The organism is Vitreimonas sp. (assembly GCF_036392335.1).
Classification (GTDB): domain Bacteria; phylum Pseudomonadota; class Alphaproteobacteria; order Caulobacterales; family Aquidulcibacteraceae; genus Vitreimonas.
The window spans coordinates 34398-47875 of the sequence record NZ_DASVYD010000070.1 but is presented as its reverse complement, the minus strand read 5'-3'; the positions used below and the strand labels follow the sequence as shown (position 1 = coordinate 47875).

Genomic DNA, 13478 nt, shown 5'->3' with positions numbered 1-13478 from the left:
CTAATCCAGTTCCACGTCGAGCAGGCGCACATATTGCTGGCCGCAATGCATGTCGCGTTCGACCTCGCCGCCCTGCGGGCTTGTGCGAGCGTAGGAAATTTTCACCATATGAAGGGTGCGCACCGGGTAGTGCTTCACGTGTGCTGGGTCTGCGCCGTAGAGGCGCGCGAACGTGTCGGGGCCAAGCTTTGGGCTCGTCGCGTATTTCTCGAAACTCGATTCGCCGTCAAAGAAGAGGTCGAACGTAACCCAGAAGGGGCCTGCGTTCTTCGAGCGGATGTGATGGACGACGTCTTTCACCTTCGCCATTAAGCGGCCTCCAAACGCTTCAGATCGATCCAATCGAGGCGCACCAATTCCATCGGGTCCGTGACTTCGACCACGTGATTGAGTTTGAATTCGTAAACCGGGCCGCGCTCGATGTCGGCGGGCGAAAACGCAAAGCCGTGGCTCGGGATTTCCTTCTCCAGATTGATCGGGAAGTGGAAGAAATACGGATTGCACGCCTTCGCGATTTGCGTGGCCATCGCTTGCGTGGCGGCTGTGGCGACGAAAAGGATGCCGACCTCGCGCGGCGGGGGCGTGCCGGGCGCGGGCTTGTCGCCGGAGACAGCGTTCCAGCCATAAAGCCGCAGTGAGATGTGGAAATCGCCGGCGGCCTCGCCGATGGCGGAGCGGACGCGCTGGTTCAACGCCGCGAGCATGTTGTCGTGAAACTCATCGATGCGGCTCAAGATCGCTGGATCTTGAATGCCGACAAGCATGATGGTTTGGAACCGTCCCGCCGCGGCGCCTTCCAGCTTCATCGTGTAGGGCTTCTTGTCCCACACCGAGCCGGTCACGCGCACAGTGCGGCTGTCGAGCGCAGTATAGACGGAGTTCGTGACATCCAAGACGCCGCCCGGCTCCGTCAGCAAGAACGGATTGGCGTTTTCATAGAGCATGTGCGCGGACACGCTGTGTGGATCGCAGCGGTTGTCCGGGTTCAATGGTTCGACATTGAAGCCTTCGGAATCGATCGAAATCAACACGCCCGAACCGCGCGTCGGATAGACGCTGCATTGCGCGCCGCACTCCGCCACTTTCGCTGCGTGCCATGATGCGGCTGTGTGCGCACCTTTCATCAGCGCGTAGCAGGAGAGCACGGCGGTATCGGTGGTGCGGCCGCCCAGCACGATGTCGGCGCCCGCCTGCAGCGCCGCGATGTACGGCTCGGGCCCCATCGCGGCGACGATGTGGGCGCATGAGTCGATCGTTGCGTCATCGAGCGCGCCGAGCGGTGGCAGCGGCTTGATCTTGCCTTCAGCGTTCTTGGCCCTGAGCGTCGCTTTGTCCTGCTCGGAATAGAGCAGTGCGATCTTCGGCGTCAGATTGTGTTCGCGCGCGATCTCGAGCGCGATGTCGCGCGTCCAGTTCAAGCCGGCATCGCCGCCCGCTTGGCCGCACGAGCCGATCATGATCGGAATTTTCGCCTTGGCTTGCGCAAGCATAAGGATGGTCAGATCGCGCTTCACCGCCTCGCGATTGTTTTTCGAGATGCCGAGCGCGAGATAGGCGGCGCCGCTATCGGTGGAGCCGGCGTCGCTGGCGATTGCATGCGCGCCTTGCGCGATGCCGTATTCGACTTCCTCCGGCCGCACGCCGGCGCCGAGCGAACCGCACGGCACGATGATCTTGATGGTGTCACCCATAGGCGTCAGGCTTTCTTGCTGCGGCGGCGTTGGACGGTCTTGGATTGTTCGAGCACGTCGCACACGGCGATTGCGCCGGCGTGAAGGTGGGCGCGCATCGCGCGTTCGGCGCGGGCGCCGTCGCCGGCGAGGATCGCGTCGATGATGTCTTCGTGCTCACGCTGCGACGCCTCGATGCGCGGCCGCCCCATCAACTCGGTGAAGAGCAAGCGATTGACTGGAAAGGTCAGGCGCAGGCCCGCTTCCTTCAGCACCTCATTGCCGGCGATGTCGTAGAGCACATCGTGGAAGACCTGGCGCGCGTCGCTGAGTTTCTTGACGTCGGCGTGAAGCGTGTCCTGCAACAGTTTTCGGCAATCGCGCATGCGCTGCGCATAGTCCGCGCGGTGAATGTTCTCGGCCGCGAGGCGCGCCACGTAGCCTTCGATCGCCTCGCGCGCCTGGAAAATCTCGCGCACGCCGCGTTCGCTGTAGGCGCGCACCGAGGCGCCGCGGTGCGGCGTGAATTCGAGCACGCCCTCGCCGGTCAAGCGGCGGATCGCTTCACGCACGGGGCCGACACTGACGCCATAGGTCTTCGCCACATCGGCGACGACCAGGCGTTCGCCCTGCGCCAGATGGCCCTGACGGATCGCTTCACGTAGCGAATCGATCACGTGCTCGACGAGCGTTTCAGCGGGGGCATTTTTCGATGGCGGGGTGCGCGGCGGCATCTGGACCTCAATGGACAACGAACGGAACGGCGCCGGTTGCAAGCGAGACGGCAACCATCAGGAGATAAAACAGGATCGCGAACGGCAGGCCGAAGCGCTGCAAGTCACCGACCTCAACCTTGAGCAAAGTCGCGACGAGATAAATCGGTGCAACCAATGGGCTCAACGCATGGACGTTGACGCCCAGCAGCGATGCGCGTGCAACCTCGACCGGCTCGACGCCAAAGTGCCCAGCGGTTTCCGCTAGAACCGGCACGATGCCGAAATAATAGGCTTCATTCGACAGCACGAAGGTGAAGGGCGCGCTGGCGAGCGCGATGATCGGGCCGAAATGCGGCCCGTATTCAGCAGGGACGAGCGCGAGCAGAGTCTCGCCCATCGCGGCGATCATGCCGGTGCCATCGAGAATGCCGGTGAACACGCCGGCCGAGAAAATCAGCAGGACGATAGGCACGACGTTGCTCGCGTGTGCGGCGACGCGCTCGCGCTGGTCCGAGAGCTTGGGGTAATTGATGATGCACGCGAGCGTGAGGCCAATCATGAACGCGATCGGCAACGGCAGCACTTGGCCAACCACGCAACCCAGCAGCGCCAGGGTCAGCGCCAGATTGACCCAGAAGAGTCGCGGCCGCTCCACGCCAGGTTCGCGATCGAACAAGGATTGCGAAAGATCGGTCTCAAGCTGCGCGATGCCGAGCCGCTTGCGCTCCCACAAGCCAAACACGAACGCCAACACGAAGACGCCAATGATCGCCGCGATCATGGTGGGCAGAAGCGGCAGGAAGACATCCATGATGTCGACATTGAGCGCGGAGGCCACGCGCGCCGTTGGCCCGCCCCAGGGCGTTAGATTGATCGTGGAATTCGCTGAACCAAGCAGCACCGCCAGCATCAAGAGATTCATGCCGAGTCGGCGATAGATCGGCAGGAAGGCGCCGATCGTGATGATCGCCGTGGTGGCGCCGTCGCCATCGAGCGAAACCAGCGTCGCCACCGTAGCGGTGGCCAAGCTCACGCGCAAAGGATCGCCATGCGCGAACTTCACCGCGCTGCGCACGAGCGGATCAAAAAGCCCCGCATCCATCATGATGCAGAAATAGAGTACGGCGAAGACGAGCGCGGCCGCCGTTGGTGCGAGCGCGATGATGCCCTCCAGCGCCATACCCGTCATGTCCGCGCCGTGGCCCGCGAGCAAGCCAAACACGATCGGCACGAGAATGAGTGCGGCGATCGCGCTGATCGTGCGCGTCATGATCAAAACCATAAAGGTCGCGATCATGGCGAAGCCGAGTATCGCCAACATCAAAGCACTCCCGTCGAGAAGAGGTGCGCCAGCGATCTCGTCGATCGCTGGCGCTCATATTTGAGGGGGGAGATCGCCCTCAATAGGTCCACCGCAGCGTGACGCCATAGGTGGGCGGTGCGTTGAACGAAGCGAACGTCGCGCCGATGAAGGTCGCTTGGTGCGTGCGCGTCACCTCATCCGTCAGGTTCTTGCCCCAGAGCGAGAGCGACCAATCGCCGTTTCCGCTCGTGTAAACGGCGCGCGCGTCGACGAAATGCGTCGGTTCGCGGTACTCTGCGCCGGCATTGCTGGCGTCATCCCAGATGTCGCTCTCGTATTGATAATCGACCGCGAACTCGACGTCGCCCCTGGCGTCCAGACCTAACGTATAGGAAGGCGAGAGAATGACCTTGTTCTCCGGCGTCCGCGTCAGGCGATTGCCGGTGTAATCGGACGACGGCAACACGTAGTTGTCGAACGTCGCGTCCGTGTAGGCGTAGGATGCATTCAGTGCGAGACCGGCGCCGATATCCCAACGCAATTGCGTTTCGTAGCCATTGATCGTGGCGTCGGCGTTGGCGGTGAAGATGTTGAGCCCGCTCGTTTCGCGCACCTGCAGGTCTTCATACTCCATCGTGTAGAACGTGTTGTTCCACACCACGCGGCCATCGAAGAATTCGCTGCGGACGCCGATTTCGTACTGCGTGGCGAATTCCGGATCGAACGCGGTCGATGCGTCGAGCTGGTTCTCCGGCGTGTCCTGAAAACCGCCGCTTTTGAAGCCGCGCGACACCATCGCATAGATCATGTGATCGTCGCTGAGATGATAATCGGCGCCGATGCGCCAGGTCAGGGCGTCCCATGTCGCCGAGTTCGTGGCGTCGATGTCCTCTTCGGCGCGGAAGGTGGCGTCGCTGTCGAGATTGTCGACGTGATAGGTCTTGTCGTCTTCGGTGTAGCGCGCGCCGAGCGTGAGGTTGAGGCGTTCGCCTAGCGGGATCGTCGCGTCCGCATAGATCGCGCGGCTCTCGACGTCGGCGGATTGGTGATAGATTTCCGTGAGCAGCAAGCCTTCGGTGCCGCCGTCAGTGAAATCAAAATTGCCGTCGAAGTCCGGGATCGCCAGATTGAGAATGTCGTCGCGCCGCGTGTCGGAATCATACGCGTAGAGACCAAGCACCCAGGAGATGCGGCTGTCTGCGGGTGAGAGCAGGCGCAGCTCATGGCTGGTCATTTCGCTCTGCTCGACATTGCCGCCGGCGATGCTGATGCGGCTCGCCGCATCGCGCGGGCCGCCGTCGAAATCATAATTCACATCGTAAGCGACCTCGCGATGTCCGACGAGATAATTGATCGTGCCGAACGGTAAATCCCAGGCGGCTTGCGCCCGGACGCCCCAGGTGTCGCGATCTTGGCGACCGTCGAATTCCTGGTCCGAGCTGTCGCGATCGGTGTCGAGGCTCCAGAATCCGGAGAGCGGGTCGCCGGAATCGAGCGCCACGACATGCTGGCCTGGGCCATTGGCGCGATCCGTGGTGGAATCGGCGGCGACGCTGAAGCGCAGCGTGCTGGTCGGCTCCAGCAGAAATTGGATACGACCGCTGCGCGTATCTTGATCGGCGAGTTCGCCGCCGGTCTCGTTATTGTCCACATAGCCCGCATGCGTGCGCACGCTGGCGCTCGCGCGAACAGCCGCGACGCCTTCGTCCAACGGCGCATTGATAAAGCCCGCGACGTCGCCGCGTTCATAATTGCCTACCGTGCCCTCAAGCTCGCCGCTGAAGGCGTTGAGGTCGGGCGCGTTGGAAATGACGTTGATCGCGCCGCCGACGACGTTGCGGCCATAGAGCGTGCCTTGCGGCCCCTTCAACACCTCGATGCGTTCGACATCGAATGCATCGAACGCCACCATGGCTGGGCGGCCGAGATAGATGTCGTCTACGAACACCGCCGAGCTCGGATCGCCGGCGGCGCCGCGGTCGGATGAGCCGATACCGCGCACGTGCAGGCGCGGTTGGCCGGACGGAAAAGCGTCGAAGTTCAGGCCCGGCGTGCGGGTGACGACGTCCTGCACTTCTTGAATGCGCGCGTCTTGGATTTCCTGGGCGGTGAACGTGGTGACCGTGACTGGCACGTCCTGCAAATTCTGATCGCGGCGCTGCGCTGTGACGATGATCTCATCATCGCCCGTCACTGGCTGCGCCAACGCCACGCCGCTCAGCACCCCAAGCGACGCGCTCGCGAGCAAGATCCCGCGCCCAAACCCAATCCGCATGACTTCCTCCCGATCCCCGTTTTTCGGGGTTGGCGGGACCCTATGGGCCGACGTCGCGTCAGTAAACATATTATAGCATAATCGGCGATGCCGATTGCGCATAGAACAATGCTTACAGCTCATCTGGTGTCCATTATCTGGCAAAATTATAGTATAATATTAGGTTTAGGTTCATGGGGCGCACGGAGGCGCGCCTGCGCCCGCCTGGGCGCGGGTCAAACCGGCGGTGGCTGGCTTAGATGGAGCAAGCCGATCTTGGCGTGCGTTTACGCGCCGCCGTTCAGCCTGCGTTGTGGCTGCCGCCGAGCATGCCGCGCGGCCAACGCTCCAAGTTTGCGCGTTTTTTCGGCGCGGGCGCACCCGTTCCCGACTAGGACCGGTAGCGCGTCTCGCATGATGAAACTGGCGCGAAGACCGATTCTATTGATCTCACGCTGTCGAAGTTCTGCAGCTGCGTGGCAGGTCGCGACTCGGCAATACGGGCGCGGGTCCTGCGCTCTGAGCGCGCTACTTCATCGCGGCAAAGCGGGGCGCCGCTGGGGCACGGACTATCTTGTGAGTTTGGGAAGATGCCCGAAGGCCTTGAAAAGATGGCGCGCCCGAAGAGATTCGAACTCCTGACCCCCAGATTCGTAGTCTGGTGCTCTATCCAGCTGAGCTACGGGCGCGAAGGCGGGGGGCATAGCCGCTCGCCACGGTGTTTGCAAGGCGGCGTTTTCAGGCGCGCACGGGAAACGGCGTTCGCCTGCGGCGGGAATGCGCCGATCGCCTGAAAAGTCTGCCCGGATGGGTGTATTGTTGCTCTAAATAAAGCAATTCGGGCAACATTATCCCGCCGATTTGATCCTTCTTGCATGAATCCGGCCTTTGTGCTTTTGCCCGGGAAACAAAAGCGGCGGCTGTCGCCAAGATAGCCGCTGGGAGCGAACGTCCATCATGAAGTCTACACGCCGCCGGGTCATCTCAGCGCTCGGCTCCACCGCGCTTGCGCCGCTGGTGGCCGCGCCCGCCTGGGCGCAATCGTCCAGCCGCGCTGATCGCGCTTTCGAGGCTTTGGGCCGTCATTGGCTCGACCGTTCGCTGCGGCTCTCGCCGATCAATGCGACAACCACCGGCGATCACCGTTTCGATCATCTCGTCGATGATGTGAGCGCCTCCGGCCGCGCCGCGAGCCTGCGCTTTACGCGCGAGACCTTGGCGGCGCTTGAAGCCATCGATGCAAGCCAACTCTCTCGCGCGAACCAAGTCGACGCGCTGATCCTCGGCAATGCGTTGCGCGCGCAGATTTGGCAGACGGAAACGTGGCAGAATTGGGCGTGGAATCCGTTGGGCTACCAAGGCCTCGCGGGCGGGGCGCTCTATGGCTTAATGGCGCGCGAGTTCGCGCCGTTGCCGCAGCGTTTGGAATCCGCGACGGCGCGTATGGAGCGTTTGCCGGCTTTGCTCGCGCAGGCGCGCCGCGAATTGCAGCCCGCGCGGGTGCCGGCGCCGCACGCGGAGACTTACGCCGCGCAAAACCGCGGGCTGAAAAGCATCGTCACCGACATGATCGAGCCGCACAAAGGCTTGCTCAATGCGCGCAAGCGCGCGCGGCTCGAAGCGGCGATCGCCACGTTCAACGCCGCCGTCGATGAACACCAAGCCTGGATCGAAGGCACGCTCGTGCCGGCGGCGCAGGCGGATTTCCGCGCTGGCGCCGACGTGTTCGACACGCAATTGCGCTTCACGCTGCAATCGGAATTGACCCGCGCCGAAATTCGCCGCCGCGCCGACGCCGCCGTGATCAGCGTGCGTGAGGAAATGTATCGCGTGGCGAAGCTCGCGCTGGCCGGCCGCGCCGATGCGCCCGCCACGCCAGACACGCCGACGCCCGAGCAACAGCAAAATGCGATCCGCGCCGCCCTCGATCTCGCGGCCGCCGATCGTCCTGCACGTGATCGCCTGGTCGAGACCGCGACGGAGGCGACCGAAGAGGCGCGTCGCTTCGTGATCGAGCGCGATCTCATCACGCTGCCGGAAGGCCCGGTGCGGGTGATCTTGATGCCGGAATTCCAGCGCGGCTTCGCCGTCGCCTATTGCGACTCACCGGGGCCGTTGGAACGCCACCTCGACACCTTCTACGCCGTCTCGCCGGTCCCCGATGATTGGACCGATGAACAGACCACGTCTTTCCTGCGCGAGTACAACAACCGCGCCACGCTCGACATCGCCGTGCACGAAGCCATGCCCGGCCATTACGTGCAAATTTGGCATTCCAACCGCTATCCTTCGACGCTGCGCGCCGTGCTGGGCTCTGGCTCGTTCGTGGAAGGCTGGGCGGTTTATGCCGAAGAGATGATGGTGCAGGAGGGCTTCCGCCGCGACGATCCGCTGTTCCGCCTGTCGCAGCTGAAAATCCAATTGCGCACCATCACCAACGCGATCATCGATCAAGCCATTCATGTCGACGGCATGAGCCGTGAAGAGATGATGCATCTCCTGACGCATACGGCGTTCCAGGAAGAGCGCGAGGCCGCCGGCAAATGGCGGCGTGCGCAACTCTCGGTCACGCAGCTCTCCACCTATTTCGTCGGCTTCCAAGAGCATCTGGAAACCCTGATCGCCGCGCGCTCGGCGTGGGCCGGGGATTTCAATCTGAAGCGCTATCATGACGGTGTGCTGTCTTTCGGATCGCCGCCCGGTCGCTTCGCGCGCCAACTCCTGCTGGATGAACCGATCCAATGATGAACTGGAAAGCAAACCCGTCCTACGACGGGCATGAGGATGTCGTGTTCGTCGGCGATGAAGCCTTGGGCTTCGCTGGCATCGTCGCGATCCATTCGACCGTGTTAGGGCCGTCAGGCGGCGGCGTGCGCGTGTGGACCTATCCGCGCGTCGAAGATGCGCTGACCGATGCGCTGCGGCTCTCGCGCGGCATGACCTACAAGAACGCGATGGCCGAGCTGCCGATGGGCGGCGGCAAGACAGTGCTCTACAAAATGGGTCCGGATCGCGCGGCGTGCTTCGAAAAATTCGGCGAGCAGGTGCAAGCGATCGGCGGGCGCTATGTGGCGGCCGAAGATGTCGGCGCCACGGTCGCCGACATGCGTGCGATCGCGCGCAAGACCTCGTACGTGTCCGGCATTCCGAAGGAGGGCGGCCAAGCTGGCGGCGATCCTTCGCCTTGGACCGCGCTCGGCGTGTTCTTGTCGATCAAGGCCTTGCTCGGGGGTTCTGTGCAGGGCCGCACGGTGGCGGTGCAGGGTACGGGCGCTGTGGGTTTTGGTCTTTGCAAGCTCTTGGCTGACGAGGGGGCCAAGTTGCTCGTCGCCGATGTGAACGCCGCGAACCTTGAGCGCGCCAAAGCGTTGGGCGCTGAGGTCGTGGCGGTCGATCACATCCATGCCGCGAAGGCCGATCTGTTCGCGCCGTGTGCTTTGGGCGCTGGCCTCAACGCGACAACGATCCCCGAGCTCGGCGCGCCGATCATCTGCGGCGCGGCCAACAATCAATTGGCGAGCGAAGACGACGGCGCCCGACTGCAAGCACGCGGCATCATCTATGCGCCGGATTATGTGGTGAACGCTGGCGGCATTATCAGCGTCAGCGCCGAATATCTCGGTGAGAGCGAGGCCGCCGTCGACGCGCGCGTGCGCGCGATCGCGCCGCGTCTGATGAAAGTGTTGGAAACCGCGAAGGCCGAAGGGCTGACGCCGCACCAGGCCGCTGACAATATGGTACGCGAGCGGCTCGCCGCCGCGCAAAGAGCTTGAGGGAGCCCATGAGCCGCAAGAACGCTCTTGATTTGCACATCCCGGCGCCGAATGCGCGCCCGGGCGACAAGCCGGACTTCAGCGGCTGGACCTTCCCCGAACCCGGCGATACGCCGCGCCCGGATATCGACGCCTCACCGAGCGAATTGCGCGATTACGCCTACGGGCTCATTCGCGTGCTTGACATGGAAGGCAATGCGCTGGGGGCCTGGGCGCCGCATCTTGATGCGGAAACGCTGCGCCGCGGCCTCAAATACATGATCCTCACGCGCGCGTTTGACGACCGCATGTATCGCGCGCAGCGTCAGGGTAAGACCAGCTTCTACATGCAGAGCTTCGGCGAAGAAGCAATCTCTGTGGCGCAATCCATGGTGCTGTCGCCGGAAGACATGTGTTTCCCGTCCTATCGTCAGCAAGGCCTGCTCATCGCCCGCGATTACCCGATCGTCGAGATGATGAACCAGATTTACTCGAACAAGCGCGACCCGATGCGCGGCCGGCAATTGCCGGTGATGTATTCGTCGAAGAAGGACGGCTTCTTCACGATCTCCGGCAACCTCGCGACGCAAGTGCCGCAGGCTGTGGGCTGGGCCATGGCGTCGGCCTATTCGGGCGATGTGCGCATTGCCGCGACGTGGTTGGGCGATGGCTCGACGGCGGAAGGCGATTTCCATGCGGCGATGACGTTCGCGGCGGTCTATCGCGCGCCGGTGATCATCAATGTCGTCAATAACCAATACGCCATCTCATCGTTCCAAGGCATCGCCGGCGGCGAGAACACGACTTTCGCCGCGCGCGGCGTCGGCTATGGCATGGCGCCGCTGCGTGTGGATGGAAACGACTTCCTAGCTGTCTACGCCGTGACGCAATGGGCGGCCGAACGCGCGCGCGCCAATCTCGGCCCGACTTTGATCGAACACTTCACCTATCGCGGCGGCCCGCACTCCACCTCGGACGATCCCTCCCGCTATCGCCCTGTCGATGAGGGCCGCGCTTGGCCGCTGGGCGACCCCATCGAACGCTTGAAGCAGCACCTGATTTCGCTGGGCGAGTGGAGCGACGAGCAGCATCGCGCCGCGCAAGAGGAAGCCGTGGAAAAGGTGCGTGAAGCCGGGCGTGAAGCGGAGAAGATCGGCGTGTTGGGCGAGGGCGCGCATCCGGCGCAATCCATGTTCGAGGACGTGTACAAGGAGATGCCTTGGCACCTGCAAGAACAGCGCAAGCAGGTGGAGATCTGATCAGATGGCCACGATGACCATGATCCAGGCGCTCAATTCAGCGCTCGACACCATGATGGCGCGCGATTCCCGCGTGCTCACGTTCGGCGAAGACGTCGGCTATTTTGGCGGCGTGTTCAAAGTCACCGAACATCTACAAGAGAAATACGGCGCCAAGCGCTGCTTCGATGCGCCAATCAATGAATGCGGCATTGCCGGCGCGGCGATCGGCATGGCGGTGTACGGCCTGCGTCCGGTGATCGAGATCCAGTTCGCGGATTATATGTATCCGGCCTATGACCAGCTCGTGTCGGAAGCGGCGCGCATTCGCTATCGCTCGGCCAACGACTTCACCGTGCCGATGACGGTGCGTATGCCCTATGGCGGCGGCATCTATGGCGGGCAAACGCACAGCCAAAGCCCGGAAGCGTTGTTTACGCACGTCGCGGGCCTGAAGACCGTGATTCCGGCGACGCCCTATGACGCCAAGGGTTTGTTGATCTCGGCCATCGAAGACGACGATCCGGTGATCTTCCTGGAACCCAAGCGCGTCTATAACGGCCCGTTCGACGGCCGCCGCGATCGCCCGGTGATCCCGTGGTCGAAGCATCCGGCGTCGGAAGTGCCGGAGGGCTATTACAAGATTCCGCTCGGCAAGGCGAATGTCGTGCGCGAGGGCGCGGACATGACGATTCTTGCTTACGGCACGATGGTGCACGTAGCATTGGCCGCGACGGAAGATAGCGGCATCGACGCCGAAGTACTCGATCTCCGCACGCTGCTGCCGGTCGATATCGAAGCGATCAAGACCTCGGTCGCTAAGACCGGCCGCTGCGTGATCCTGCACGAAGCGACGCGCACGTCCGGCTATGGCGCCGAACTCGCAGCCCTCGTACAGGAGCATTGCTTCTATCATCTAGAAGCGCCCATCGAACGCGTCACGGGCTTTGACACGCCCTATCCGCACGCGCTCGAATGGGAATATTTCCCAACCCCGCCGCGCATCATCAAAGCCATGCGCCGCGCGATGGAGGCGTAAGGGCTATGGGCCAATACGTATTCAAACTGCCGGACGTGGGCGAAGGCACGGCGGAAGCCGAGATCGTCGCCTGGCACGTGCGCGTGGGCGATGTCGTCAAGGAAGACGCCCCGCTCGTGGACGTGATGACGGATAAAGCGACGGTCGAAATGACCGCGCCGGTCAGCGGCAAGATCGTCGAGATCAATGGCGAGCCAGGCGACATGGCCGCGGTCGGCTCCGCGATCGTCGTGTTTGAAACCGATGCTGCTGACACGTCCTCCCCCGCAAGCGGGGCAGGTGGCGAGCGTAGCGAGCCGGAGGGGGCAAGTCCGCGAGCCGTCGCGCCGCCCCCCTCAGTCACGCATGCGCGTGACAGCTCCCCCGTAAACGGGGGAGCAAAGAATAATGGCGCCGCGCCCGAGCCCAAGCCTCGCATCAAGGCGCCGGCTGGCGCGGTGTGGAGCGAAGAAGCGGTTCAAGCGGCGATGGGCGTGAAGCCCGCCGTGCCGACAGCGTCGACGCCGGTTGGCAAATCGCCGATGCCGCCGCCCGCGCCGAAAGCCTCTCAAGCTGTCGCGCGTCCGGAAGCGCGTGAGCCGTCCGTTCGTGAGTGGGGCAATGTGCTGGCCTCGCCCGCCGTGCGCGCGCGTGCGCAAAAGCTTGGCGTTGATCTGGGCCAAATTCGCGGCACCGGTCCTGATGGGCGCGTGACGCATGAAGATTTGGACGCGGTGCTCGTGCCGGCGACGGGCGCGCGGGGCGCATCCTCGACGCTCGCCGTGAAGAACGGCGTGGAGCCCGTGAAGGTGATTGGCCTGCGCCGTAAGATCGCGGAGAAGATGCAGGACACCAAGCGCCGCATTCCGCACTTCGCCTATGTCGAAGAAGCCGATCTCACCGAACTCGAAGAGCTCCGCGCACATCTGAACGCCACCAAGCGCAACGATCAGCCGAAGCTGACCATGCTGCCGTTCCTGATGCGTGCGCTCGTGCTGGCGCTGCCGGACTTCCCGCAGATCAACGCGCGCTACGATGACGAGCAGGGCGTGGTCTATCGCCATGACAATGTCGACATCGGCATCGCCACGCAAACCGATAACGGCCTGATCGTGCCGGTCGTGCGTCACGCGGAAGCGCGCGACGTCTGGGATTCTGCGACAGAGGTTTCGCGTCTCGCCGCCGCCGTGCGCAACAACAGCGCGGGCAAGGACGAACTCTCCGGCTCGACCATCACCATCACCTCGCTCGGCGCGCTTGGCGGCATCGTCACGACGCCGGTGATCAACCATCCCGAAGTCGCGATCATCGGCGTGAACAAGCTGGTCGAGCGTCCAGTGGTGAAGAACGGCCAGATCGTCGTCCGCAAGATGATGAACCTCAGCTCGTCCTTCGATCACCGCGTGGTCGACGGCTATGACGCCGCCGCCTTCATCCAGCGCGTAAAGGGCCTGTTGGAACATCCAGCGGCGCTGTTCATAGAACGCTAAAGCTTGCGCGCAGCGGCGAGCTGTGCGCTCCTGTGCG

At 63.2% G+C, this 13478-nt stretch carries 10 protein-coding genes and 1 tRNA gene; 5 read left to right on the top strand and 6 right to left on the bottom strand.

What is annotated here, in order from left to right; translation table 11 throughout:
• From VF769_RS16710 to VF769_RS16685, 6 genes are all read right to left on the bottom strand, one after another.
• Positions 1 to 309 carry a DUF4387 domain-containing protein gene (locus VF769_RS16710; RefSeq protein ID WP_331009569.1) on the bottom strand — a complete coding sequence of 103 codons (309 nt, stop codon included), beginning with the start codon at positions 307 to 309 and terminating at the stop codon, positions 1 to 3.
• Complete coding sequence (locus VF769_RS16705) at positions 309 to 1691, bottom strand: acyclic terpene utilization AtuA family protein (protein ID WP_331009568.1); 1383 nt, start codon at positions 1689 to 1691, stop codon at positions 309 to 311. Before VF769_RS16705 ends, VF769_RS16710 begins: the two co-directional genes overlap by 1 nt.
• A 5-nt stretch (positions 1692 to 1696) precedes the next feature.
• On the bottom strand, positions 1697 to 2404 hold the full coding sequence (locus VF769_RS16700) for a GntR family transcriptional regulator (protein ID WP_331009567.1): 708 nt from the start codon (positions 2402 to 2404) through the stop codon (positions 1697 to 1699).
• Positions 2405 to 2411: 7 nt separating this feature from the next.
• Positions 2412 to 3707: a citrate:proton symporter gene (locus VF769_RS16695; protein WP_331009566.1), complete on the bottom strand. Its 1296-nt coding sequence runs from the start codon at positions 3705 to 3707 to the stop codon at positions 2412 to 2414.
• Positions 3708 to 3786: 79 nt separating this feature from the next.
• Positions 3787 to 5964, bottom strand: a complete 2178-nt coding sequence (locus tag VF769_RS16690) for a TonB-dependent receptor (RefSeq protein WP_331009565.1) — start codon at positions 5962 to 5964, stop codon at positions 3787 to 3789.
• Between the two features lie 591 nt (positions 5965 to 6555).
• A tRNA-Arg gene (locus tag VF769_RS16685) sits at positions 6556 to 6632 on the bottom strand.
• Positions 6633 to 6900: 268 nt separating this feature from the next.
• Here VF769_RS16685 and VF769_RS16680 point away from each other — a divergent pair.
• Genes VF769_RS16680 through VF769_RS16660 form a run of 5 tightly spaced genes read left to right on the top strand, consistent with a single transcriptional unit; the run spans position 6901 to position 13441 of the window.
• Complete coding sequence (locus VF769_RS16680; RefSeq protein ID WP_331009564.1) at positions 6901 to 8688, top strand: DUF885 domain-containing protein; 1788 nt, start codon at positions 6901 to 6903, stop codon at positions 8686 to 8688.
• Positions 8685 to 9716: a Glu/Leu/Phe/Val dehydrogenase family protein gene (locus VF769_RS16675; RefSeq protein WP_331009563.1), complete on the top strand. Its 1032-nt coding sequence runs from the start codon at positions 8685 to 8687 to the stop codon at positions 9714 to 9716. Before VF769_RS16680 ends, VF769_RS16675 begins: the two co-directional genes overlap by 4 nt.
• Positions 9717 to 9724: 8 nt before the next feature.
• Positions 9725 to 10954 carry a thiamine pyrophosphate-dependent enzyme gene (locus VF769_RS16670; protein ID WP_331009562.1) on the top strand — a complete coding sequence of 410 codons (1230 nt, stop codon included), beginning with the start codon at positions 9725 to 9727 and terminating at the stop codon, positions 10952 to 10954.
• A gap of 4 nt (positions 10955 to 10958) precedes the next feature.
• Complete coding sequence (locus tag VF769_RS16665) at positions 10959 to 11972, top strand: alpha-ketoacid dehydrogenase subunit beta (RefSeq protein WP_331009561.1); 1014 nt, start codon at positions 10959 to 10961, stop codon at positions 11970 to 11972.
• Positions 11973 to 11977: 5 nt separating this feature from the next.
• The gene (locus VF769_RS16660) at positions 11978 to 13441 is read left to right on the top strand and encodes a 2-oxo acid dehydrogenase subunit E2 (RefSeq protein ID WP_331009560.1); all 1464 of its coding nucleotides are present in this window, start codon (positions 11978 to 11980) and stop codon (positions 13439 to 13441) included.
• Positions 13442 to 13478 lie beyond the last annotated feature (37 nt).